At 64.0% G+C, this 23449-nt stretch carries 25 protein-coding genes; 19 read left to right on the plus strand and 6 right to left on the minus strand.

The window, feature by feature from the left end:
- The first annotated feature begins 1 nt into the window (after window position 1).
- From ABIC03_RS23570 to ABIC03_RS23590, 5 genes are all read left to right on the plus strand, one after another.
- Window positions 2–244, plus strand: coding sequence for a DUF4170 domain-containing protein (locus tag ABIC03_RS23570; protein WP_007596929.1), 243 nt, complete (start codon window positions 2–4; stop codon window positions 242–244).
- On the plus strand, window positions 241–954 hold the full coding sequence (locus tag ABIC03_RS23575; RefSeq protein ID WP_354061474.1) for a lysophospholipid acyltransferase family protein: 714 nt from the start codon (window positions 241–243) through the stop codon (window positions 952–954). Before ABIC03_RS23570 ends, ABIC03_RS23575 begins: the two co-directional genes overlap by 4 nt.
- Complete coding sequence (locus ABIC03_RS23580; RefSeq protein ID WP_354061476.1) at window positions 917–2263, plus strand: 3-deoxy-D-manno-octulosonic acid transferase; 1347 nt, start codon at window positions 917–919, stop codon at window positions 2261–2263. Before ABIC03_RS23575 ends, ABIC03_RS23580 begins: the two co-directional genes overlap by 38 nt.
- Window positions 2256–3272, plus strand: coding sequence for a tetraacyldisaccharide 4'-kinase (lpxK, locus tag ABIC03_RS23585; protein WP_354061478.1), 1017 nt, complete (start codon window positions 2256–2258; stop codon window positions 3270–3272). The genes ABIC03_RS23580 and lpxK overlap by 8 nt, the downstream gene beginning before the upstream one ends.
- A 313-nt stretch (window positions 3273–3585) precedes the next feature.
- Window positions 3586–3921: a GYD domain-containing protein gene (locus ABIC03_RS23590; RefSeq protein ID WP_007596925.1), complete on the plus strand. Its 336-nt coding sequence runs from the start codon at window positions 3586–3588 to the stop codon at window positions 3919–3921.
- A 382-nt stretch (window positions 3922–4303) separates the two neighbouring features.
- Here the strand turns inward: ABIC03_RS23590 and ABIC03_RS23595 are convergent, their stop codons facing one another.
- Complete coding sequence (locus ABIC03_RS23595; RefSeq protein ID WP_354061481.1) at window positions 4304–4498, minus strand: hypothetical protein; 195 nt, start codon at window positions 4496–4498, stop codon at window positions 4304–4306.
- A gap of 519 nt (window positions 4499–5017) precedes the next feature.
- Between ABIC03_RS23595 and ABIC03_RS23600 the strand changes: the two genes are divergently transcribed.
- A complete protein-coding gene (locus tag ABIC03_RS23600; RefSeq protein ID WP_275172403.1) occupies window positions 5018–5323 on the plus strand; it encodes a hypothetical protein in 306 nt (101 codons plus the stop codon).
- A 16-nt stretch (window positions 5324–5339) separates the two neighbouring features.
- Here the strand turns inward: ABIC03_RS23600 and ABIC03_RS23605 are convergent, their stop codons facing one another.
- Window positions 5340–5567 (minus strand): DUF2093 domain-containing protein, encoded by a 228-nt coding sequence (locus tag ABIC03_RS23605; protein ID WP_007596922.1) that lies wholly within the window; start codon window positions 5565–5567, stop codon window positions 5340–5342.
- A 175-nt stretch (window positions 5568–5742) separates the two neighbouring features.
- Here ABIC03_RS23605 and ABIC03_RS23610 point away from each other — a divergent pair, with 175 nt between their 5' ends.
- Both ABIC03_RS23610 and ABIC03_RS23615 read left to right on the plus strand, forming a co-directional pair.
- Entirely contained in the window at window positions 5743–6567 is an 825-nt protein-coding gene (locus tag ABIC03_RS23610) for a dienelactone hydrolase family protein (protein WP_354061484.1), read from the plus strand.
- A 259-nt stretch (window positions 6568–6826) separates the two neighbouring features.
- Complete coding sequence (locus tag ABIC03_RS23615) at window positions 6827–7012, plus strand: hypothetical protein (protein ID WP_354061486.1); 186 nt, start codon at window positions 6827–6829, stop codon at window positions 7010–7012.
- A 475-nt stretch (window positions 7013–7487) separates the two neighbouring features.
- Here ABIC03_RS23615 and xseA read toward each other — a convergent pair whose 3' ends face one another.
- Window positions 7488–9128: an exodeoxyribonuclease VII large subunit gene (gene xseA / locus ABIC03_RS23620; protein ID WP_354061488.1), complete on the minus strand. Its 1641-nt coding sequence runs from the start codon at window positions 9126–9128 to the stop codon at window positions 7488–7490.
- 118 nt (window positions 9129–9246) lie between these two features.
- Here xseA and ABIC03_RS23625 point away from each other — a divergent pair, with 118 nt between their 5' ends.
- From ABIC03_RS23625 to ABIC03_RS23660, 8 genes are all read left to right on the plus strand, one after another.
- Window positions 9247–10356 carry an alpha/beta hydrolase gene (locus ABIC03_RS23625; protein WP_354061490.1) on the plus strand — a complete coding sequence of 370 codons (1110 nt, stop codon included), beginning with the start codon at window positions 9247–9249 and terminating at the stop codon, window positions 10354–10356.
- Window positions 10353–10907, plus strand: coding sequence for a hypothetical protein (locus ABIC03_RS23630; RefSeq protein WP_354061492.1), 555 nt, complete (start codon window positions 10353–10355; stop codon window positions 10905–10907). The genes ABIC03_RS23625 and ABIC03_RS23630 overlap by 4 nt, the downstream gene beginning before the upstream one ends.
- The gene (locus ABIC03_RS23635; protein ID WP_354061494.1) at window positions 10907–11206 is read left to right on the plus strand and encodes a winged helix-turn-helix domain-containing protein; all 300 of its coding nucleotides are present in this window, start codon (window positions 10907–10909) and stop codon (window positions 11204–11206) included. The genes ABIC03_RS23630 and ABIC03_RS23635 overlap by 1 nt, the downstream gene beginning before the upstream one ends.
- A 457-nt stretch (window positions 11207–11663) precedes the next feature.
- Window positions 11664–12035, plus strand: a complete 372-nt coding sequence (locus ABIC03_RS23640) for a helix-turn-helix domain-containing protein (RefSeq protein WP_354062011.1) — start codon at window positions 11664–11666, stop codon at window positions 12033–12035.
- Between the two features lie 62 nt (window positions 12036–12097).
- Entirely contained in the window at window positions 12098–12562 is a 465-nt protein-coding gene (locus ABIC03_RS23645) for a hypothetical protein (RefSeq protein ID WP_502916945.1), read from the plus strand.
- A gap of 1 nt (window position 12563) precedes the next feature.
- Window positions 12564–13292 carry an HIRAN domain-containing protein gene (locus ABIC03_RS23650; protein ID WP_354061496.1) on the plus strand — a complete coding sequence of 243 codons (729 nt, stop codon included), beginning with the start codon at window positions 12564–12566 and terminating at the stop codon, window positions 13290–13292.
- A 283-nt stretch (window positions 13293–13575) separates the two neighbouring features.
- Window positions 13576–14859 (plus strand): phosphoribosylamine--glycine ligase, encoded by a 1284-nt coding sequence (gene purD / locus ABIC03_RS23655; RefSeq protein ID WP_354061498.1) that lies wholly within the window; start codon window positions 13576–13578, stop codon window positions 14857–14859.
- 171 nt (window positions 14860–15030) lie between these two features.
- The gene (locus tag ABIC03_RS23660; RefSeq protein ID WP_354061500.1) at window positions 15031–15936 is read left to right on the plus strand and encodes an alpha/beta fold hydrolase; all 906 of its coding nucleotides are present in this window, start codon (window positions 15031–15033) and stop codon (window positions 15934–15936) included.
- Here ABIC03_RS23660 and ABIC03_RS23665 read toward each other — a convergent pair.
- Window positions 15933–16391, minus strand: coding sequence for a nucleoside deaminase (locus tag ABIC03_RS23665; RefSeq protein WP_007596901.1), 459 nt, complete (start codon window positions 16389–16391; stop codon window positions 15933–15935). The two genes, ABIC03_RS23660 and ABIC03_RS23665, sit on opposite strands and share 4 nt — an antisense overlap.
- 119 nt (window positions 16392–16510) lie before the next feature.
- On the opposite strand from ABIC03_RS23665, the gene ABIC03_RS23670 reads away from it, so the two are divergent.
- Together ABIC03_RS23670 and rsmD are read left to right on the plus strand one after the other, a co-directional pair.
- On the plus strand, window positions 16511–18652 hold the full coding sequence (locus ABIC03_RS23670; RefSeq protein WP_354061502.1) for a pseudouridine synthase: 2142 nt from the start codon (window positions 16511–16513) through the stop codon (window positions 18650–18652).
- Window positions 18653–18654: 2 nt separating this feature from the next.
- Entirely contained in the window at window positions 18655–19209 is a 555-nt protein-coding gene (rsmD, locus tag ABIC03_RS23675) for a 16S rRNA (guanine(966)-N(2))-methyltransferase RsmD (protein WP_354061504.1), read from the plus strand.
- Window positions 19210–19342: 133 nt separating this feature from the next.
- Here the strand turns inward: rsmD and mutL are convergent, their stop codons facing one another.
- On the minus strand, window positions 19343–21154 hold the full coding sequence (gene mutL, locus ABIC03_RS23680; RefSeq protein WP_354061506.1) for a DNA mismatch repair endonuclease MutL: 1812 nt from the start codon (window positions 21152–21154) through the stop codon (window positions 19343–19345).
- Window positions 21155–21399: 245 nt separating this feature from the next.
- Between mutL and ABIC03_RS23685 the strand changes: the two genes are divergently transcribed.
- A complete protein-coding gene (locus ABIC03_RS23685; protein WP_354061508.1) occupies window positions 21400–21717 on the plus strand; it encodes a ribbon-helix-helix domain-containing protein in 318 nt (105 codons plus the stop codon).
- Between the two features lie 144 nt (window positions 21718–21861).
- Here ABIC03_RS23685 and ABIC03_RS23690 read toward each other — a convergent pair whose 3' ends face one another.
- On the minus strand, window positions 21862–23430 hold the full coding sequence (locus ABIC03_RS23690) for a GMC family oxidoreductase (protein ID WP_354061510.1): 1569 nt from the start codon (window positions 23428–23430) through the stop codon (window positions 21862–21864).
- Between the last annotated feature and the right edge of the window lie 19 nt (window positions 23431–23449).

Here is a 23449-nt window from a genome sequence, read left to right on the forward strand (position 1 = left end):
GATGCCAGATAGTGCCCCGCAACAACTGCTCCACCTCGTCGTCGGCGGCGAGCTCGTCGACCTCGAGCACAACACCTTCAAGAACCTCGACGACGTCGAGATCGTCGGCCTCTATCCGAACTATGCGACCGCGCACGCCGCCTGGCGCGCCAAGGCGCAGAGCACGGTCGACAACGCGCAGATGCGCTATTTCATCGTCCATCTCCATCGGCTGCTCGACCCGAATCAAGAACCGGCGCGTTGAAAAAGCTGCTTCGCAATACGCTGAGGAGCAGCTTCGTTCAGCGTGCCGTCGGAATCCTGGCGGCCGAATATCTGCGTCTGGTCTGGCGGACGAACAAATTCACGTTCGATCCGCCTGACGTCTATGACCGGGTCGAGCCGCAGATCCCGGCGATCTTCGCGTTCTGGCACGGCCAGCATTTCCTCACCCCCTTCATCAAGAACAAGGACTGGTACAAGGCCAGGGTCCTGATCTCCCGCCACCGCGACGGCGAGTTCAACGCCATCGCCGCCGAGCGGCTCGGCATCGGCACCATCCGCGGGTCGGGCGACCATGGCAGCGCGTTTCACCGCAAAGGCGGGGTCGGTGCCTTCAAGGAAATGGTGCGGACGCTCCAGGACGGTTGTAATGTCGCGCTGACTGCCGACGTCCCCAAGCGCTCGCGCGTGGCCGGGCTCGGCATCATCATGCTGGCACGGGAATCGGGGCGGCCGATCATGCCTTTTGCGATGGCGACCAGCCGCTTCGTCCGGCTTAAGAACTGGGACCGCACCACCATCAACCTGCCGTTCGGGCGGGGCGCATTGGTCGGCATCAAGGAAATCCACGTTCCGCCGGATGCGAACGCCGCCACCATGGAAGCGCTGCGGCTCGAGCTGGAGGAGACCTTGAACGAGGCGACCCGCCAAGCCTATGCGCAACTCGGCCGGCCGGGACCTGCAGATGCCTAAATCGCTGCCCGGCTCGCTGCCGTTGACGCTGCGGATGTACCGGCGCCTGGCGCGCGGCCTGGTGCCGCTCGCGCCTGCGCTGATCAAGCGGCGCCTGAAGCAGGGCAAGGAAGATCCCGCGCGCGTCGGCGAACGGCGGGGCCTGTCCCGGGACGTGCGGCCGCACGGTCCGCTGGTTTGGATTCACGGCGCCAGCGTCGGCGAGGTCCTCGCCGCGGCGGCGCTGATCGAGCGCTTGCGCGATCTGAACCTGCGCATTCTGCTCACCTCGGGCACCGTCACGTCGGCTGCTATTGTCGCAAAGCGCTTTCCGCCCGACGTCATCCATCAATACGTGCCATATGATTCCCCGCGTTATGTCGCGCGCTTCCTCGACCATTGGATGCCGTCGCTGGCGCTGTTCATCGAATCCGATCTGTGGCCGAACCTGATCCTGGCCGGCGCTGCGCGCCGCGTGCCGATGGTGCTGATCAACGGGCGGATGTCGCCGCGCTCCTTCCCGCGCTGGCGGCGCATGCAAGGCACCATCTCGGCGCTGCTGTCGCGGTTCGACATTTGTCTGGCGCAGTCGAAGACCGATGCCGAGCGCTTCTCGACGCTCGGCGGCCGCGACGTCGTCACCACGGGCAATCTCAAGCTCGACGTTCCCGCGCCGCCGGCCGATCCCGCCAAGCTCGAACGGCTGATGGCGATGACGCGCGGGCGTCCGATCATCGTGGCGGCCTCGACGCATCCGGGCGAGGAGGAGATGCTGGTGGCCGCGCATCGCAGCCTCAGCGGCTTCTTCCCGCAGCTCCTGACCGTGATCGTGCCGCGCCATCCGGATCGCGGCTCCTCGATCACGGGCCTGATCACGGCGTCCGGCCTGAAGCCGGCGCTGCGCTCGCGCGACGAGCTGCCGACGGCGACCACCGACGTTTATGTCGCCGACACCATGGGCGAGCTCGGCCTGTTCTATCGCCTCTCGGAGATCGTGTTCATGGGCGGATCGCTGATCCGCCATGGCGGCCAGAATCCGATCGAAGCGATCAAGCTCGGCGCGGCCATCGTCCATGGTCCGCACGTCTTCAATTTCGCCGATGTCTACGAGGCGCTCGATCACAGCGGCGGCGCGCGCCAGGCCGACTCGCAGGAATTGCTGATCAAGCAACTCGGCCAGCTGCTCGCCGATCCTGCCGTACGCAAGAAGATACAGCAGTCGGGCGCCGGCGTGGTCGAGGATCTCGGCGGCGCGCTCAATCGCACCATGACCGCGCTCGAACCTTATCTACTGCAGTTGCGGATCGAGATGGGGGCTGCCAATGCGTGAGCCGGCCTTCTGGTACCGGCCACGTTCCCTCGAATCGTACGCATTGGGGCCGCTGGGTGCGCTCTATGGCGCGATCACGGAACGGCGGATGCTGCGCGAGGGCGTCGACGCCGGCATCCCCGTGATCTGCGTCGGCAACTATCATGTCGGCGGCGCCGGCAAGACGCCGACCGTGCTGGCGCTGACGAAGCTCCTGCGCGAGCTCGGCGAGAGGCCGGTGGTGCTCAGCCGCGGCTATGGCGGCAGCCTCAAGGGCCCGGTGATGGTCGACCGGATGCGTCACACCGCTTCCGATATCGGCGACGAGCCGCTGATGATGGCGCGCGACGTTCCTGTCACGGTTGCGCGCGACCGCCTCGAGGGCGTCGTGCTGGCCAAGTCGCAAGGCGCCACCGTGATCCTGATGGACGACGGTTTCCAGAACCCGCGCCTCTTGAAGGACACGTCGCTGATCGTGATCGACAGCGAGCGCGGCCTCGGCAATGGCAAGGTGCTTCCGGCCGGTCCCCTGCGTGCGCCGCTGAAGGCGCAACTCGCGCGCACCGACGCGCTGGTCGTGATCGGCGGCGGGCGCGCCGCCGACGATGTCGCCGCCGAGCTTGCCAGGCGCAACAAGCCGGAGCTGCGCGCGCGGCTGAGACCCGGGGCCGAGTCGGTCGCAAGACTATTGGGCAAGCCGGTGTTCGCGTTCGCCGGCATCGGCGATCCCGAACGGTTCTTCCGCAGCTTGCGTGCCAGCGGCATCGAGGTCGCGGCTACGCGTGCCTTCGCCGATCATCACATGTTCTCGAACGACGAGATCGCGGCCCTCGCCGCGGAGGCGCAGCGCGAGCAGCAAACACTGGTGACGACGCAAAAGGATCTCGCGCGTCTGCACGGCCGCGAAGGCGTGCCGGACGGCATCGTGCCGTTCGCCGTCCAGCTCGAGTTCGACGACCCGGCTGCGCTCCGACAATTGATCAGCGACCATCTCTACAAGGCGCGCGAGCGAAGATTCGGCAGGCGATAATGTCGGACGGCGCGCGAACCGCGCTCGCACTCGTTGTGGACGCCACGGTGTGACGAAAAGCATTTCCTGCGCGGATGCGATATGTGGCAACCGAGGTGACATGTCGCGGCTGACGAATTCCCTTCCGCATGTTGGGCAGTTGATGTAGCCTTTCATGAGAGCCGTCACCGGGACGTGCCGAACTTCCGGAAATCATCGACGGCGTTTATGCCCACGGCGGGCAGTACCTTCATCATTTCAGATGCAGCGGCCGTAACGACGAGTTCGGAACGGCAGGGAAAGTCATTGCCAAAAACCCAGAGGAGAACATGCCATGCATTTTTGCCTCACCGGACAATACACACCACGCGCTCTCAATGCCATTTTGGAGAACCCCAAGACCGATCGTCAGGAGGCGGCAAGAAAACTCATCGAAGCGGCCGGCGGAAAGCTGATTTCGATGTTCAGCGTTGCGGCCGACGGCCCAGGCGTTTTGGTGATTTTCGATGTGCCTGATCCGGGTGCGGCTCCGGCCATTTCCGGCCTGACCGTCACGGCGGGCACCCTGCAGAACGTGAAATTGACGCGGCTGTTCACGCAGGACGAGATCAAGCAGGTCCGCCAGAACGCGGCGAAGCTGCGTTCTTCGTATACCCCGCCCGGAAGCTGACATCCGGATCTAAAGCGAAGCCGCCGCAGTCGAACGAAGCGGCGGCAACGCTCACCTCACAGCAAGAATAATGTTTGCAAGCCGAGGCAAGGCGAAGGCCTCCTGCGTCGTTGGCGGACAATGCTGTACGACGCGTGCTGCGTCCGGCGTCATAGGTCCGACCGAACGCGCTTGCCAGCGGCCTCGGTAACGGCCTGCGATTGCGGTTCAGCGGTCAATCATGCTCACCACGCCCCAACGGCCATCAATCCGATAATGGTCAGGCACGAGACGCAGGCCACCATGGCGGTATAGTACTCGGGTGCATTCATTGCTGCCTCCCAAACTGTTGCCAACTGCTTGGTCACTGCTACGCGGGAGAAATCGCCGGTCTCGGGCCGCTTCAATTCGGCGTGCCGCGACCGGTCTTGCGTTGTGTGTCCGTCCTCTCATCGTCACCCTGATCCGGATGACGATGCGCTTCGAGAGCTTCAGAGCGTTCAGCTGCGATCAGAAGCTGTTTCCGCATTTCAGCGAGGCGGGCGCGGCAATACTCACGATAGAGCAGGTTTAATATGGTGGGCATGATCACCCCCATCGTTGATTTTCGATTTACAAATATTCCACCGCGAATTTTCGAGGTGATCGTAGCCCGACAGATGGCTCTTCGATATGAGCCCGTTCACAGACTGCGCCAATTCCAGAGCTCAGTGGCCGGTTGGTTGACTTGATTGTCTGTGCGATAAAAAGAGCAGGGCCAATTACCTAAGATGAAGCATAGCGGCGCTCTGTTTCAGCAAGACTTCGTCAAACAACCTAAGAGCGCCAATCGCAACAAAGAATCCAACCACAACGCGAAATGACTAACCACGGAGTGCAAGCACTCTCCGATGCAACGCGGATCGGCGTGACGGAGATCATTTGCGGTGAGACGCGTACTTCATGCGCGCGCGAACATCGTCGCGACGCCGATGCGGACCATTTCCATGCCTCGCGATAAGCTGCACATTTCGTGCTACGTCGACAGGGCAGCTGCGCTTTGCTCGCCGACGGCAGCCGCCATTCAGGCGTCGTTCATCGCAAAACTCCTAATCGTTCAGACGATCAGGAGAGTTCGATGAAGCTGCCGGCCGCGATTGTTGTCGCTAGCGTTGCGTGTCTGATTGCTGCGCCCGTGCTTGCACAGACGACGTCGCCCGCTGCTTCAAGCGCGACAGTGCCGGTGCCCGCAACCAAGCGCGTGACGTGCCTCAGCTCAACGCAAAATCTGAAGGGACAAGACAAGCGCGACCAGATGCAGCTCTGCATGGCGCAGGCGCGGCTTGATTGTCTGAAGCAGGCGATCGATCAGAAGATCGTCGGCGAGATCAGGAAGAGTTTCATCAAAACCTGCGTGGGCGCGGATGGCACGGAGCAGCACTAGACGTGCGCCCGCCGCCTCACGCCTGCGGCTTGGGCGCGCCCGGGTAATGCCGCTCGAGCACGGCGGCGGGCGTGGCGTAGGCTTCCTGCAAATCCACGCTCCAGTATTTCAACTCGTCGAGCGGGATGCGCGTATCGGTGATCGCGCAGCGCACGAAGGTCCCCGGCGAGATCACGCGGAAATCGCCGTCGAGATACTGCACCTGCGCTTCGCCATGGCCCGAGGGGCCGAACTTGTTCAGCACGGTCGAAAGTCTCCGTGGAAGGCCGCTCCGGAGTCACCTTGGAGGGCACGATGTGTTGGACGGGATGTAGCATAGATAGGGTGGCTTGTCCGCCCGGTAAACCCACCGGTTTGTGATGTTTTGGCGCTGTTTCCGCATGATAGTGCTTGAGCGAAGGATCCCACGGCAAAGTTCGATGCGCCTTCCGTTCACCGCCCTGTTCCTGACGTTCCTGATCTCGGCCGCGCAAGCGTCGCCGGCGCCGCAGCCGGTCGAGATTCCGCTCGCGTCCGGCGTGCTGCATGCGCAGCTCTACAAGCCCGAGGGCACCGGGCCGTTTCCGACCGTGATCGCGCTCCACGGCTGCGGCGGCCTCGGTGGCCATTCCGATTCCGTGCTGCCGCGCTATCGCGACTGGGCCGAGCGGCTGCTCAAGTCCGGCAACGCCGTCCTGCTCCCTGACAGCTACGGCTCGCGCGAGCTCGGGCCGCAATGCCGCGTCAAGGAGATGCACGTCAAGGCGCGGCGCGAACGCGTCACCGACATCGCGGCGTCGCGCGCCTGGTTGATGCGGCAGAGTTGGGTTGCGCGCGACCGCGTCAGCCTGATGGGGTGGGCGAATGGCGCCAGCGCGCTGCTCTGGGCCGTGCGTCCACAGAGCCTCGCGCGCGAGACGGGGCCGGATTTCCGCGCCGCGATCGCGTTCTATCCGGACTGCAGGATTTCCGCTGGGCTAGGGTGGAGCACACGGGTGCCGACGCTGGTGCTGATCGGCGGCAATGACGACGTCTCGTCGCCGCCGGCCTGCCGCCAGATGGTCGATGGTGCGCACGGCCGCAGCGCGCTCGCGCGCATCGTGGTCTATCCCGGCGCCTTTCACGATTTCGACCGCGCCAACACGCCGCTGCATGCCGCTGCCGGCAGCACCGACGCCGCCGCGCCCGAGCACGGCCATCTCGGCACCGATGCGGAGGCGCGCGCAGAGTCGCAGAAGGAAGTCGCGGAGTGGCTGGCGCGGTGACGGCAGTGCCGTAGCCCGGATGAGCGTAGCGATATCCGGGAAGGTCCGTCCCGCATATCGCTACGCTCATGCGGGCTACATGCGCCGAGCGGGCTCGCCGCGCCGTAGCTCGTGAGAAGCGAAGGCGGGGCCGCCCTCGGGAACAACAGCGGACAGCCCCGCATCGACCACCGCCCTGCACGGAAAATGGCCGACCGTGACTCTACGGATCGCGCGCCGTGATGGTTTCAGCCCGTGACGACGCCATCATTCGACCACGATGTCGATTAAACGCAATCCCATGCGCAACCGCTTCTTCCTGTTCTCCTCCGCCCTGATCGTCTTCACCGTCGCGGTCTTCCTGTTCGAAGCCCATCTCTTCGAAGCCCATGCCGGCGCGCCGCAACTCGCGCCGGAACATTGCGGCTTCTGGACCACGATCGACGCGGGATTGTCCTGCCGCTGAGACGCGCAGTCTCGTAGCCCGGATGAGCGTAGCGATATCCGGGGCCGCCGGTCCCGCATGTCCCTACGCTCATGCGGGCTACGACAGTGCGTGTGTGGCGCGCGCGTCCCACATACGACGGACGTGTAAGGCGCACTCTCTCCCAACGTCGTCCCGGCCTAGTGCGCAATTGCGCACGGGGGCCGGGACCCATACCGCGTGATCTATCAGTTGCGCGTGGTATCGGTCCCGAACGACCAGTCTTCGCCAAACCTCTCCCTGTGGTTATGGGTCCCGGCCTTCGCCGGGACGACAGCGAGTTCGTGGCACGCGTCCCACATCCGCACTGTCATCGCCCGGCTTGACCGGGCGATCCAGTACGCCGAGACGGCTGTGATTGATCGAGAAGCCGCGGCGTACTGGATTCCCCGCTCCAGTGCGCAATTGCGCACAAGGCGGGGAATGACGGCGAGGGTGGCGCGACGCCCTCGCGCCTCTAAAACAAATTCCCCTGATCCACCGGCTTGCCCACGCGCTTCGGCGCGGGCTTCGCCTCTTGCGCCGTCGCCTTCGCTTGCGCCGGCGCGCGCTTTGCCGCCGGTGCTGCACGATCCGCATCCGCAGTGGCACCCACACGCCCATCCGCAAACTCGATCTCGACCCTTGCACCAGGCCCGATCGCGTCCGCCGAATGCAGGGGATGGCCGGCGTCGTCCCGCACCAGCGCAAAGCCGCGGGCGAGCACGCCGCGATAGGACAAGGCGGAGAGCAGCTTGCCGCTGTTCTCGACGCGGGCATCGAGCCGCTGCAACAGCGTCACCAGCGCGCGGCCCGCGCGCTCGGCCAGGCGATGCGTGCGCTCGCGCTGGCGGTGAATCGCATTGCGCTGCGCCTGCGCATTGGAGAGTTTTGAGGCGCGCAAGCGCACCTCCAGCCCGGCGAAGCGGTCGCGCCGCCGCCGTAAGAGCGAGCGCGTGGACAGCCCAAGCCGCTCGCCGCACACCGTGAGGCGATGATCGGCCTGCGCGATCTGGCCGTGCAGCACCCGCAGCGTCAGCTTGGCGCCTGCGGCGGTGAACCTGCGGAAATGCGCATGCGTGTTGGCCTTGAGGCAGCGGGGCAGGGACGCGCCCGCCGAATCCAGCCGCTGCCGCGGGATCGCCAGCAAATCGCTCGCCGCCGGCAGCGCGCGCGCGGCCGCGCGCAGCTCGCTGCGACGGCTTTCCTGGCCGCGTTGCCAGCAGGACCGGGTGCGTCGCCCGAGATCGCCGACCTCGACAAAGAGATCGCTGCGCACCGGCACCGCCATCTCGGCGGCCGCCGTCGGCGTCGGCGCGCGCTTGTCGGCGACGAAATCGATCAGCGTGATGTCGGTCTCGTGCCCCACCGCCGAGATCAGCGGGATCATGCTCTCGGCCGCGGCACGGACCACGATCTCCTCGTTGAACGACCAGAGATCCTCCAGCGAGCCGCCGCCGCGCGCGACGATCAGCACGTCGGGGCGCGGAATCCTGCCGCCCTCCGGCAGCGCATTGAAGCCGCGGATCGCGGCCGCGACCTGCTCGGCCGAGCCTTCGCCCTGAACTTTCACCGGCCACACCAGCACGTGGCGGGGAAAGCGGTCCTCCAGCCGATGCAGGATGTCGCGGATCACGGCGCCGGTCGGCGAGGTCACCACGCCGATCACCTCCGGCAGCCACGGCAGAAGCTGCTTGCGCGCCTCGTCGAACAGGCCTTCGGCGGCGAGCTTCCGCTTGCGCTCCTCCATCAGCGCCATCAGGGCGCCGATGCCGGCCGGCTCCAGCGCCTCGATCACGATCTGGTATTTCGAGGAGCCCGGATAGGTCGTGAGCTTGCCGATGGCGATGACCTCGAGCCCCTCCTGGGGCTTGAAGCGCATGCGGCCGTGCACGCCCTTCCAGATCACCGCCTCGATCTTGGCGCTCTCGTCCTTGAGCGCGAAATAGCAATGGCCGGAGGAATGAGCCCCGCGGAAGCCGGAGATCTCGCCGCGGACCCGGACATGGCCGTAGGTGTCCTCAACCGTCCGTTTCAGGGACTGCGAGAGCTCCGAGACGGTGAATTCGGGTGTGTTGAGCAGGGGTTCCGCAGACGGCATCGGCAAACGATTCGGCATGTTGGGATCAGACCCGACGTTAAGGATTTTTGCAGCGCGGCGCCAATCCGGGGATTGATCAAGAGAGTACTCTGTAGTATAGAGTTCTCTATATTTAATCGATTTGAGAGGAGTGGTCATGGCAATTCGACTGCTGCGCGGCGTTATGAACGGGCTGAAATGGGCCCTGTGTGCGGTCGGCGGCGTGACGCTGATCCTGGCCGCGATGACCGCAACGCCGCTGGAGCGACCACCGGAGATGCGATCGGTCACCGACTCCGCCAAGGGCATCGAATGGTCCACGTTGCCTCCGCTGGAGCGCTTCCAGGCCCGCGACGGCACCTGGATCGGTTTCCGCCACTACGCTGCCAAAGCGTTTTCAAGCGAAGTGGAAGCCGGTTCGCGTGAAGAAAACGCGTCAAAACAAGAATCCGGAGCCCCGTTCCGATCCCATCGGAACGGAAATGGCTCCGGCCCCGCGACGGGCCGTGGCGCGATCTTCATCCACGGCTCGTCCGGCTCCAGCGGCACCGTCAATCATGCCCTGACCCATGCGATCGCCGCGCGCGGGGTGGAGACCTGGGCGCTCGACGTGCGCGGCCATGGCGGCTCCGGCACGCGCGGCGACATCTTCTATGTCGGCCAGCTCGAGGACGACCTCGTCGACTTCGTCGCCGAGGTGCGCAAGACCGCGCCGGATCTGCCGCTCACCCTGATCGGCCATTCCGCCGGCGCCGGCTTCTCGCTGCGCGTCGCCGCGACGCCGATCATGCAGGACATGTTCGTGCGCACCGTGCTGCTCGCGCCCTATCTCGGTTATGACGCGCCGACCAACAAGCCGCATGCCGGCGGCTGGGCCAATATCGACCTGCCGCGCTTCTTCGCGCTCGCCACGCTGCGCAAGCTCGGCATCGACTGCTGTTCGCAGCTTCCGGTGCTCGCTCTCGCCGTGCCTGCGACTTCGGCAAAGTACCTCGTCTCCACCTATTCCGATCGCCTGACGCGCAATTTCGCGACGCGCGGCTATCGCATCGATCTTCCGGCGACGACCCGCCCGGTCACGATCTTCGGCGGCGCCGAGGACGAGATGATGATCTCGGACAAATATGCGGAAGTCGTGCAGGCCATCAAACCGTCGGTCGACGTCAAGATCATCGACGGCATCAACCACATGGGCATCGTCACCAACCCGAAGGCGATCTCGGTCATCGCCGACGATGTGGCGGCGCGTGGGGCAGGGCAGTCATGATCGACAGCAAGGAAGCTTCCGCGGCGCTGGCCGATATCGACGACATCGTCCAGCGCGTGAAGCAATCGCAGCTCTATGAGCTGGCGAGCTTTGCTGCCGTCTGGTGGGGCATCTTGGTGTTCGCGGCCAATCTCGTGACATGGCTTTGGCCGGTCTATGCGGTCTACGCCTGGGTTGGCGCGGACGCTTTGGGCGCCGGCGGTCTGGTGGCGCTGCGCATTTTCAATCCGCCGCACCACTCCCATGGCGCCGCCTTCAACGTCAGACTGCTTCTGGTGTTCGTGCTGTTCTTCGCCTTCGGTTATCTCTGCACCAACGTGATCGGTCATTTCGGTCCGCGCCAGCTCGGCACGTTCTGGCCGCTCTACTTCATGCTGTTCTATACGCTGGCGGGTCTGTGGTTCGGCTATGCCTTCATGGCGATCGGTGTCGGCATCTCCGCGCTGACGCTGATCGGTTATTTCTATATCGGCGAGGCGTTTCCACTCTGGATGGCCTTCGTCAATGGCGGAGGCCTGATCCTCGGCGGCCTCTGGATGCGGCGGATCTGATGGCCGAGCTCGACGACATCATCCATCAGCCGTTGCGCCTGAAGATCATGGCGGCGCTGAACGCGCTGCCGGGTACCGGCGGCCTGGAGTTTTCCCGGCTGAAAAAGCTCACCGGCGCGACCGACGGCAATCTCGGCGCGCATATCGAGACCCTGGCCAAGGCGGGCTACGTGTCGGTGGAAAAAGCCTTCGTCGGCAAGAAGCCGCAGACCACGGTCACCGCCACTGCAACCGGCCGCGGCGCCTTCGCGCGGCATGTGGCGACGTTGCAGGAGATCATTGCGGGGAAGCAGGTGTAGCGCCTCGGCAAGATCGGTACTCGGGTGGGAACCACGAAGCGGCGGCCTTGACTTGTCTGATTTTCGAACATAACATATTTATAATGTCCGATTTGTTGGAGCGGGTGATGCCAGTCATCTCAAGGGTAGGTACCAGTCCTAAACCCATCTACCCGGAGCTAGATGTTTCCAATTGTCTCCGCGATGAGTTGGTTAGGGTGGCGAGAGAGGATGCAGCCTTGTCCGGGAGAGTTTTGCCCACTGACGAGTCCGCGCTTTCGCATTCATCTGTTGAACTCGATTCGTTACGGGTCGTCTCTACTCTATGTCGGCTAGACGAATTGTTGGGTTTTGAGGTGAAAGATAGCGTCGTTCAGTACGGCGGCTATGGCTCCATCGACAGCGCTATGCGCCAGCTATTGCCCCGTATCAAAAAGGAATGGGATAGGCATCATACCCCTCGCGGAGAGAGATCGTGATGGCTCCATCCAATCGCGATACCGACGCCGAACGGCGCCGAATTGGAGAGCGTCTCCGCCAAGCAAGAGAATACTTGGGCCTCTCACAGGATGAAGTTGCGCGGCATCTTGCTGTTACGCGTACAGCTATCACAGGAATTGAAACCGGCCAGCGACGAGTCGAAGCGCTTGAATTGAAGAAGCTGTCAGAACTTTATAAACAACCAAGCAGCTATTTCTCCGGGGAAGATGAATTTGCGTCCGCTTTGCCGGTCGATGTCGCTCACCTTGCGAGAAAGGCGGCCAAGCTCTCGTCCAAAGACCGCGAAGAGTTAGGCAGGTTTGCCGAATACCTTCGCGCTCGCTCCGCTACAGACGGAGAAAACGGGTGACGTATATGCGAATATGCTCGACGATAGGAACGCAATCGCCGAGCGAGTGGTGGGCTCACACGATGACGTTCGACGCATTGATTGGAAATACCGACAGACATCCACAAAACTGGGGCTTTCTCGTTAAGCGCATCCAGCCAGAAGAGATTGACTTGGAATTGGCTCCCGTCTTCGACAATGGGACGAGTTTTGGGTACGAATACTCCGACGCGCAGATTAAAGATGAATGGCTCCCGGCTCGAATGACCTCTTATCTTAACAAAGGAACTCACCACTGCAGTTGGGAACAGGATGCCCGCACAGGGGGGCGCCATATTGAATTGTGCAAATCGCTTGCCCAGTCCAGCGCAGACGCTGGCACCGCCGCGAGAAGTATGATTCGCTTGGCTACTTCGAATATTGATGAAATAGTGAATTGGTGCGCACAGTTCGAAGCGCCCGTGCGGTTCAATGATGACAGGGCAAATTTCGTTTGCCAACAACTGAGGGCAAGACAAGATGCTCTCGCAAATGCGATCGGCGTCTGAAGTGGAAAAACGCATTCAGCACGTCAGAGAACCGCACAGATTGATATTGGCGTGGCAAGCTCCCGACCAATTCAAAATGCGATTTCGATGGGCGGTGGGCGAACTCAGTTTGTCCGATGGCATTTATACGTTTCGCTATTTCAATGCGGATGAATTTTCAAAACTAAATGACTCCCGCAAGATCGAGGAGTTGTTGAGTCTGGGCTACAGGGGCTATCCGGCATTCGCACCGAGCAAACACGTTTACACCAATAGCGTGATCTCACCGTTCTTGAGAAGATTACCCCCTCGGTCACGAACCGACTTTTCCGACTACATGGCGGGATTTCACGTCGACCCAAGCATCACACTATCTGATTTTGCTCTCTTATCGATCACAGAAGGCAAACTACCAAGTGACGGCTTCTCTTTGGTCGATGAATACCTAGAGACTGAGGGGCCGAGAGAACTCTTCGTGGAGTTGGCCGGACATCGCCATTATCGTCACAAGTTGCAGCACCCCCTAGTCATCGGACGAGACGTTGAACTCGCGCCTGAGCCAAACAACCCGGTTGACCCTAATGCTGTGATGGTGCGCTCTTCGGGCGAGTGCATTGGGTATATTAATCGCCTACAAGCGAAGGCGTTTTCAACTTGGATACGTGAAAATCGGGTTGTTGCTACATTGGAAAGGCTTGATGGAAGCGTGGATAAGCCAAGAGCATTCGTCTTCACCACTATATCTCAGTAGCAATAGGTATTGGGATTGCCATTAGACTTAAAGAGGCGACCGCTCTTGGTAATTCACGACCGGGTGAGGACAGTAGCAGCTTCGGCAATGTTCGTATTCCGCCGAAAAGTGAAATAATTGGTGAGTGTCGCCAACCGGTGCGCATGGCGCGGCATGATCAATTCCAGCGTGCATCCCCAAGTGGCAGCGCAGAATGGCGGGAAGTTCGGCGGCCAGCCCCTTGAGCCCCACCCCGATTCGTGCGACCTCCGCCCCCAGCAAAACCCCTCATTCTGAGCCTTCGATGCACATTCTCCTGCTCGGTTCCGGCGGCCGCGAACATGCCCTGGCGTGGAAGATCGCAGCCTCTCCCCTGGTGACCAAATTCTGGTGCGCGCCGGGCAATGCCGGGATCGCGCGCGAGGCGGAATGCGTGGCGCTCGACGTCGCCGACCATGCCGCCGTGATCGCGTTCTGCAAGACGAATGCGGTCGAGCTCGTGGTGGTCGGCCCGGAGACGCCGCTGGCGGCCGGTATCGTGGATGACCTCACCGCCGCCGGCATCAAGGCGTTCGGGCCGGACAGGATCCCGGCCCAGCTCGAAAGCTCGAAGGGCTTTACCAAGGCGCTGTGCACCGAATTCGGCATTCCGACCGGCGCCTACAAGCGATTCACCAATGCCGCCGATGCGCGTGCTTACGTCCAGAGCCAGGGCGCGCCGATCGTGGTCAAGGCCGACGGCCTTGCCGCCGGCAAGGGCGTCGTCGTCGCCAAGTCGGTGCGCGAGGCGGAGGACGCCATCGCCATGATGTTCGAGGGCGCCTTTGGCGAGGCCGGCGCCGAGGTCGTGATCGAGGAGTTTCTGCCGGGCCGCGAGATCAGCTTCTTCGCGCTGTGCGACGGCGAGACCGCCATTCCGCTGGCGTCCGCGCAGGACCACAAGCGCGTGTTCGACCATGATGTCGGTCCGAACACCGGCGGCATGGGCGCCTATTCGCCGACGCCGCTGGTGACGCCGGCGATCCATGACGCGATCATGGCCAAGATCATTCTGCCGACGGTATCAGGCATGAAGCAGCGCGGCACGCCCTTCCGTGGCATCCTCTACGCCGGCATCATGCTGACGACGCAGGGCCCAAAGCTGTTCGAGTTCAACGTGCGCTTCGGCGATCCCGAGTGCCAGGTGCTGATGCTCAGGATGATGTCGGATATCGTGCCGGCCTTCCTCGCCGCCTGCGACGGGCAGCTGAAGAACTTTGACCTGCGCTGGCATCCGGAGGCCGCGCTCACGGTGGTGATGGCGGCGAAGGGCTATCCCGGCGACTATCAGAAAGGCACGCGGATCGAGGGGCTCGATGACGCCGCCAAGGTCGAGACCGCCGAGATCTTCCACGCCGGCACGGTCGAGAAGGACGGCGCCATCCTCGCCAATGGCGGCCGCGTGCTCAATGTCTGCGCGCTCGGCAAGACCGTGACGGAGGCGCAGGCGCGCGCCTATCAGGCCGTGGACCGCATCAACTGGCCGGAAGGCTTCTGCCGCCGCGACATCGGCTGGCAGGCGGTGGAAGCCGAGAAGTCCAAGAGCTGACAGGGTTTTTTCGTATCCGGGCGCAATGTGCGGCCGCGCCGTGGGCACTCCAAAATTGTGTAGGCGGCTGTTGGACTTAGCTACTGTGCATGGGGTTGTTTTTCGACTTTTTGTTTTGGGGCATTCTCAAGACCGAACAGATCCAGCGCTGACTAGATAAGGATGCAGAAGATGTCCGATCTCGCCGACCTCTATCCCGGCTTCGCCTCCGAATGGATCAACACCTCCTTCGGCCGCATCTTCGCCCGCGTCGGCGGCAAGGGACCGCCTCTGTTGCTGCTGCACGGCTTCTCCGAGACCAACGTGATGTGGCACCGGGTCGCGCCGCAGCTGGCCGACCGGTTCACGCTGATCATCGCCGATCTGCCCGGCTATGGCTGGTCCGACATGCCCGAGAGCGACGCGCTGCACATCCCCTACAGCAAGCGCGCGATGGCCAAGGCGATGGTCGAGGCGATGGAGCAGCTCGGCCATGTGCACTTCGCGCTCGCCGGCCACGATCGCGGCGGCCGCGTCTCGTATCGGTTGGCGCTCGATCATCCGGGCCGGCTGTCGAAGCTCGCGGTGCTCGATATCCTGCCGACCTATAATTACTGGGAGCGGATGAACCGCGCCTACGCGCTGAAGATCTATCACTGGACTTTTCTGGCGCAGCCCGCGCCGTTGCCGGAGACGCTGATTTCGAGCAACGGCGAGTTCTTCCTGCGCTTCAAGATGGCGAGCCAGACCCGTTCGAAGACGCTCGATGCGATCGACGAGCGTGCGCTCGAACACTACATCGCCCCGTTCCGCGATCCCGCCCGCGTCCACGCGATGTGCGAGGATTATCGCGCCGGCGCCTATTTCGACTACGATCTCGACAAGGCCGATTTCGAAGCCGGCAAGAAGATCACGATTCCGATGCTGGCACTGTGGGGCAACGCCGGCGTGGCGCAAGCCGCCGCCACCCCGCTCGACATCTGGCAGCAATGGGCGACCAACGTCGCGGGCATGCCGGTGGATTCGGGGCACTTCCTCACCGAGGAGAACCCCGACGTCACCGCCAAGGCGCTGCGCGAGTTCTTTGCCGCGCCTTAGCGCCGCTCCCGGAAGAAGTCCTTGAGCAGCCGCGCCGCTTCGCTTTCGCCGACCCCGGAATAGACATCCGGGACGTGATGGCAGGTCGGCGAGGTGAAGAACCGCACGCCTGATTCAACCGCGCCGCCCTTGGGATCGGCGGCGCCGTAATACAGGCGCCTCACCCTTGCAAACGAGATCGCGCCCGCACACATGGTGCAGGGCTCCAGCGTCACGTAGAGGTCGCAGTCGACCAGGCGCTCGCTGCCGATTTTTTTGGCCGCCTCGCGCAGCGCAACGATCTCGGCATGAGCCGTGGGGTCGTAATCGGTCAGCGTCCGGTTCGCCGCGGTGGCGATGACCTCGTAATTGCGGACCACGACGCATCCGATCGGAACTTCGCCCGCCTTTCCGGCGTTTTCGGCCGTTTTGAGCGCCAAATCCATGAAAGAGGGGGCTTTCAAGCCTCGTATCATCGCGAGAAACCTGCTAGTAGCTGCGCCTTCAGCAGAAGTGCTTACCGAATTTGCCTGAGCATGCGGCTCGAGACGAGCGCGCACAATGCTTTCTGGCCACCCCCTGAGTGAGATTATTCATGCCTCGCGACAGCGACAAAGACAACGATTCCCGCGGCCGTCGTGATCGCGGCCCGGCCAAGGGCGGCCGTTCCGGCAAGGCGCGGGGCCCCGAGAAGAAGTTCGCCAAGCGCGGCTTCGAGGGCAAGGGCGACAGCCGCCCGCCCCGCGGCGACCGCGACAGCCGGCCGGTTCGTCGCCGCGAGGACGGTGATGCCCCGCGCCGCGACTTCAGCGACCGTCCGAAATTCAATCGCCAAGACCGGCCGCGCGAAGACCGGCCGCGCGGCGAGGATCGTGGCGAGCGCAGCTTCAAGCCGCGCGGTGATCGTCCCTTCAAGCCGCGTGAAGACCGTCCGTTTTCCGATCGTCCGTCGCGCGACGGCGAGAAGCGCCCGTTCAACCCCCGTGGCGACCGCCCATCTTCTGATCGCCCCTCGCGCGATGGCGAGAAGCGGCCGTTCAAGCCGCGCGGTGATCGCCCGTCCTATGGGCGTGATGACCGTCCGCCGCGCAGGGATCGCGACGATTCCCGTCCGGCCGGCCGAACCGGTGACGCGAAGTTTGGCGACAAGCGACCTTACGCGCCGCGTGGCGACCGTCCGGAACGCAAGTTCGACGGCGAGCGGAAGTTTTCGCGCGGGGCACCAGACCGCAATCGCAGCGACCGCAGCGATTCGAAACCCTGGCAGAAGCGCGATGCGGCTCCGCGCGGCGATCGGCCGCCGCGCAAAGACTTCAGCAAGGGCCCGCGCAAGGATTTTGGCGGCAGCGACCGCGGTCAGGACAAGCGCTGGCAGAAGCGCGATGATCGGCAAGGCGGCGGCGAAGACCGTCCGCGCTTTTCGCGTTCGCGCGACGATCGTGCATCGGGTGATCGTCCGTTCCGCGAGCGGCCCAAATTCGATCGGCCCAAGTTTGATCGGCCACGCGATGATCGTCCCAGGTTCGATCGCGGCGGCGATCGCCCGAAATTCGATCGTCCGCGCGAGCGCTCCGAGGGCCGCTCCGACTGGCACGAGCATCCCCGCAGCGAAGCTCGTTCTGGCGATCGTCCGCGCCGTGAAAACGAGGATGACAGCAGGATCTTCGAGAAGCGTCCCGCCTTCGGCGGTCGCGGCGCCTATCGCGACCGTGATCGGGATTTCGAAGGCCGCCCGCGCCGGGACGAAGCACCGAAGCCGAAGAAGGCCGGCGAGCGCATCGCCAAGGTGCTGTCGCGTGCGGGCCTCGCCTCGCGCCGCGATGCCGAGGAGATGGTCACGCAGGGCCGCGTCAGCGTCAACGGCCGGGTGATCAATTCGCCTGCGCTCGACGTCACCTCGAACGATGTCGTCACCATCGACGGCAAGCCGTTGCCGGAGCGTGAGCGCACGCGGCTGTTCCTCTATCACAAGCCGCGCGGCCTGATGACGACGCATGACGACCCCGAGGGGCGTCCGACCGTGTTCGACAATCTGCCCGAAGGCCTGCCGCGGCTGATCTCGATCGGCCGGCTCGACTTCAACACCGAAGGCCTGCTGCTGCTCACCAATGATGGCGGGCTCGCGCGCACGCTCGAGCTGCCGGACACCGGCTGGCTGCGCCGCTACCGCGTCCGCGCCCATGGCGACGTCACGCAGGCGCAGCTCGACGTGCTCAAGAACGGTATCGAGATCGAGGGCGTCAAATACGGTCCGATCGACGCCACGCTGGAGCGTGACCAGGGCGCCAATGTCTGGCTGGTTTTTGCGATCCGCGAGGGCAAGAACCGCGAAGTGCGCAACGTCTGCGCCCATCTCGGGCTCGAGGTGAACCGGCTGATCCGGGTCTCCTACGGCCCGTTCCAGCTCGGCGAGGTCCCGGAAGGCCAGGTCGAGGAGATCAAGTCCCGCGTGCTGCGCGACCAGCTCGGCGAAAAGATCATCGAGAAATCGGGCGCGCAGTTCGACGTGCCGCAGAAATCTGCCTCGCATGAGGGAGACGACGCGCCGCGCGAGAAGAAGCCCGCGAGCAAGCGCGGCGTGATTAACGACCGCAAGGGCCGCCGCGTGCTGGTGCAACGCACCGGCAGTGAGGAAGCGCGCGAGCGCAACGAGGCTGAGGCGAGCGGCTACGGCCCGCCGCGCCGTCCCAAACGCGGCTATCACGGCAAGCGCGATCTGGCGCCGAAGGAGGACTGACGTTGCGCGTCGTCGGCGGTCGATTGAAGGGGCGCAATTTGGCCTCACCGTCCTCGCGCGACATCCGCCCCACGGCGGACCGCCTGCGTGAGTCCGTGTTCAACATCCTCGTGCACGCCTATGGCGATCCGATTGCGGATGCGCGCGTGCTCGATCTCTTCGCCGGCACCGGCGCGCTGGGCGTCGAGGCATCGTCACGCGGCGCGAAATTCACGCTGTTCGTCGACAACGGCGCGGAAGCGCGCGCCCTGCTGCGGAACAATGTCGAGACGCTGGGCCTTGGTGGCGTGACAAAAGTCTATCGCCGCGATGCGACCGATCTCGGGCCCGCGCATCCGGTCGAGCCGTTCTCGCTGGTGTTCCTCGATCCGCCCTATGGCAAGGGGTTTGCGGAGAAGGCGCTTGCGAGCCTGCGCGACGGCGGCTGGCTGACGCCGGGCGCGCTGCTCGTGGTGGAAGAGGCAAAGTCCGCGCGGTTCGTGACGCCTGAGGGGTTCGAGGAATTGGAGCGGCGCGCGTATGACGACACGGAGTTCGTGTTTTTGAAGCGGCCGTAACTTCACAATCGGTTCGTAGGGTGGGTTAGCCGAAGGCGTAACCCACCACCTTGCCGCGCACGTGGGACGAAGTTGGTGGGTTACGCTGAGCAGATGCGCTTTGCGCATCTGCAGGGCTAACCCACCCTACGAATTACCTCCGCCCGAACAGCTTCTCCACGTCGCTCAGCTTCAGCTCGACGTAGGTCGGGCGGCCGTGATTGCACTGGCCGGAGTTCGGGGTCTCCTCCATCTCGCGGAGCAGGGCGTTCATCTCCTCGGGCCTGAGCCTGCGGCCGGCGCGCACCGAGCCGTGACAGGCCATGGTGGCGGCGACGTGCATCAGGCGGCGCTCCAGCGGCAGCGCCTCGTCCCACTCGGCCATGTGCTCGGAAAGATCGCGCAGGAGCCCGCCTGCATTGGTTTTGCCGAGCAGCGACGGCGTCTCGCGCACCGCAACCGCGCCGGGGCCGAAGGATTCGATCGCGAGGCCAAACGACGCCAGCTCCTCGCTGCGCTCGAGCAGGCGCTCCACCGTAGCCTCGTCCATCTCGACGATCTCGGGGATCAGCAGGATCTGCCGCTGCACGCCGTTTGCGGCCAGCGAGGCCTTCAGCCGCTCGTAGACGATGCGTTCATGCGCGGCGTGCTGGTCGACGATGATCAAGCCGTCGCGGGTCTGCGAGACGATATAGGTCTCGTGGATCTGGGTGCGCGCAGCGCCGAGCGGACGGTCGACGAGATCGCCGGCGGGCTGCGTTTCGATCCGCACATCCGCACTGGGCGCACCGACGTCGAACGCGGCCTGTGTGCGCTCGGCGAACGCGGGTGCGGCGGAGCCGTCGAATGACGGCATCGGCGCGACTGGGGCGGATGGCGACTGGCGCCAGTCCCAGCTTGCCGGGCGCGGCGTGAATGCGGGGCGGAACGAAGACAGCGCGCTCTCGCCGCTGTTGGCAGCCGTACGCCGGCCCTCCCGTGCAAGCCCTTCTTTCAATCCGTGCACGATCAGCGCGCGGACGAGGCCGGCGTTGCGAAACCGCACCTCGGTCTTGGCCGGATGCACATTGGCGTCGACCTCGCGCGGATCGAGCGTGACGAACAGCGCCAGCACCGGATGGCGGTCGCGCGGCAGATAGTCGGCATAGGCCCCGCGCACCGCGCCTAAGATCAGTTTGTCGCGCACCGGGCGGCCGTTGACGAAGAGATATTGCCCGAGCGCGTTGGCCTTGGTTAGCGCCGGCGCTGCGGCATAGCCGGCGACCATTACGCCCTCGCGCTCGGCATGGACCTCGATGGCATGGCTGCGGAACTCTGGCCCCAGGATGTCGCCGAGACGAGTCAGGCGACCGGCGACGCCGGGCAGCGCCGCAGCCCAGGTCACTGGGGCGCGCTCTTCGCCCGCGAGCGTGAAGGCGATTTCCGGCCGCGCCATCGCGAGGCGCCGCACCACCTCACGGATCGCTTCGGCCTCGGTCCGGTCGGTCTTCAAGAACTTCAGCCGCGCCGGCGTCGCGTAGAAGAGGTCATTGACTTCGACCCGCGTGCCGTGCGCGAGCGCCGCCGGCATGATCTCGGACTTCTCGCCGCCCTCGACATTGAGCGCCCAGGCGTGCGGCTCGCTGGCATGCCGCGTGGTGATGGCGAGCCGCGCCACAGAGCCGATCGAGGGCAGCGCCTCGCCGCGGAATCCGAGCGTGCGGATCTGCAGCAAGTCCTCGTCGTCGAGCTTGGAGGTGGCGTGACGCTCGACCGCCAGTGACAGGTCCCTGGCGGTCATGCCACTGCCGTCGTCGGTGATGCCGATCCGCCGGCGCCCGCCACCATCGGTAAAGACGTCGATCCGGCTCGCGCCGGCATCGATGGCGTTCTCGACCAGCTCCTTGACCACGCTCGCGGGACGTTCGACCACCTCGCCGGCGGCGATGCGGTTGACGACCTGTTCGGGCAATTGGCGGACGGGCATGAAACTTGGGCTTCGACCTGGATTCGCTGACAGCGATATTCTAGGCCGTGTTGCGTCAAAAGCGTGTGCTGGGCAACAGGAACATGGCGGGCTGGGGAAAAGGGCTGTCTATCGCATTGAAGAGATTGGACGTTCGAGAATATCGCGCAACTGGGATGGATCAATCTCCGGTGCTGGTCCCGATTGTGGGGTACCGGGCTGCGGTGTAGCATCGTGAAAAAACGGCAACAGGACGGGAGGACGCCATGTGCCATCTCTTCGCGCACCAGCCCCAACGCGACTACGAATCCCAGACCCGCTCGTTGCGGATCGGAGGGCATTGCACCTCGATCCGTCTGGAAATGGCATTTTGGGACACGCTGGAGGAGATCGCGGCCAAGGAGAACATGAGCGTCGGCAAGTTCCTGACGACGCTCTACACCGAGGTGCTCGACCATCACGGCGAGGTCAACAACCTCGCTTCGTTGCTGCGCTGCTCCTGCCTGATCTACCGCGCCAAGGCGACAGCGCCGGTGCAGACGTTCAAGACGACGGTCGCGCCCATCCTCGATGCGGCGGAATAGCCCCGATGTCGTCCTGGCGAAGGCCAGGACCTATACCGCGGAATCCATCAGCGATGGGCGGTATGGGTCCCGAACAACGAGCCTTCGCCGAACTCCTTCCTGGGGCAATGGGTCCTGGCTTTCGCCAGGACGAACGAGATTGGATCAAATCTCCTTCTTCTGCATCGCACCCGCAATGTAATCCGCCTGCCGGATCGCGAGCGAGACGATGGTCAGCGTCGGATTGCAGGCTGCGCCGCTGGTGAACTGGCTGCCGTCGGAGACGAACAGGTTCTTGACGTCGTGGCTTTGGCCGAACTTGTTGACCACGCCGTCTCGCGGCTTGTCGCTCATCCGGTTGGTGCCGAGATTGTGCGTGCTCGGATAGGGCGGTGTCGGATAGCTCACGGTGGCGCCGACGGCGTCGTAGACCGCAGCGCCCTGCTTGTAGGCGTGCGCGCGCATCGCGAGATCGTTGGGATGATCGTCGAAGTGCACGCTTGCGACCGGCTGGCCGAAGTTGTCCTTCACGACAGGATCGAGCGTGATGCGGTTGGTCTCCTGCGCCATGTCCTCGCCGACCAGCCACATCCCGGCCATCCGCGGATAGCCGTCGAGCGCCGCGGTGAATGGACGTCCCCAGGCGCCGGGATTGAGGAACGCCGCCATGAAGGGCAGGCCGATCGATAGTGTCTCCATCTCGTAGCCGCCGACGAAGCCGCGCTTCGGATTATTTGCGGCCTCATCGCGGATGATGCCGGCCATGGTGGTGCCGCGATACATGTGCACCGATTTCTCGAACACGGCGTAGACGCTGCCGGTCATGTGGCGCATGTAGTTGCGGCCGACCTGGCCCGATGAGTTGGCGAGGCCGTCCGGAAACATCGTGGATGCGCTGTTCAACAGCAGCCGCGGGCTTTCGATCGAATTGCCGGCCACCGCAACGATACGGGCCTTCTGGCGCTGCATCGCGCCAGTCTCGTCGGCGTACACCACGCCGGTGACCCTGCCCCCCGCGTCATGCTCGATCTTGACCGCCATGCTCGCGGGGCGGACCTCGAGATTGCCGGTCGCCTCGCCCTTAGGGATCTCGGTGTAGAGCGTCGACCATTTCGCGCCTGATTTGCAGCCCTGAAAGCAGAAGCCGATCTGCTGACAGGCGCCGCGGCCATCGCGCGGTTGGCTGTTGATCGCCATGTTGCCGGTATGCACCGTTTTGTATCCGAGCTTCTTCGCACCGGCCTCCATCACCCTGAAGTTATTGTTGCCGGGAAGTCCGGGAATGCCGTTGGTGCGGGTCACGCCCATCTTGTTCTCGGCCTTGGCGTACCACGGCTCCATCTCGGCAAGCGTGACCGGCCAGTCCAGCAGGTTGGCGCCGGGAAGGTTACCGTAGGTGCTCTTCACCTTGAACTCGTGCTCCTCGAACCGCAGCGATGCGCCGGCCCAGTGTGTGGTCGAGCCGCCGACCGCCTTGACGATCCAGGCGGGAAGACCCGAGAAGTCTTTTGCGACGCGCCATGTTCCCGATGTGGTGCGGGCATCGGTCCACGCGAGTTGGGAGAAACTCTCCCACTCGTCGTTGACGAAGTCCTGATTTTCGATGCGGGGGCCCGCTTCGAGGATGACCACCTTGATCCCCTTCTGCGCGAGTTCGTTACCCAGCGTGCCGCCGCCGGCACCGGAGCCGACGATCACCACAACGCTGGAGTCGTTCAGATCGAATTTTGCCATATGCGTTCTCCTGAACCGT

Source organism: Bradyrhizobium sp. RT6a (assembly GCF_040547675.1).
Lineage (GTDB): Bacteria > Pseudomonadota > Alphaproteobacteria > Rhizobiales > Xanthobacteraceae > Bradyrhizobium.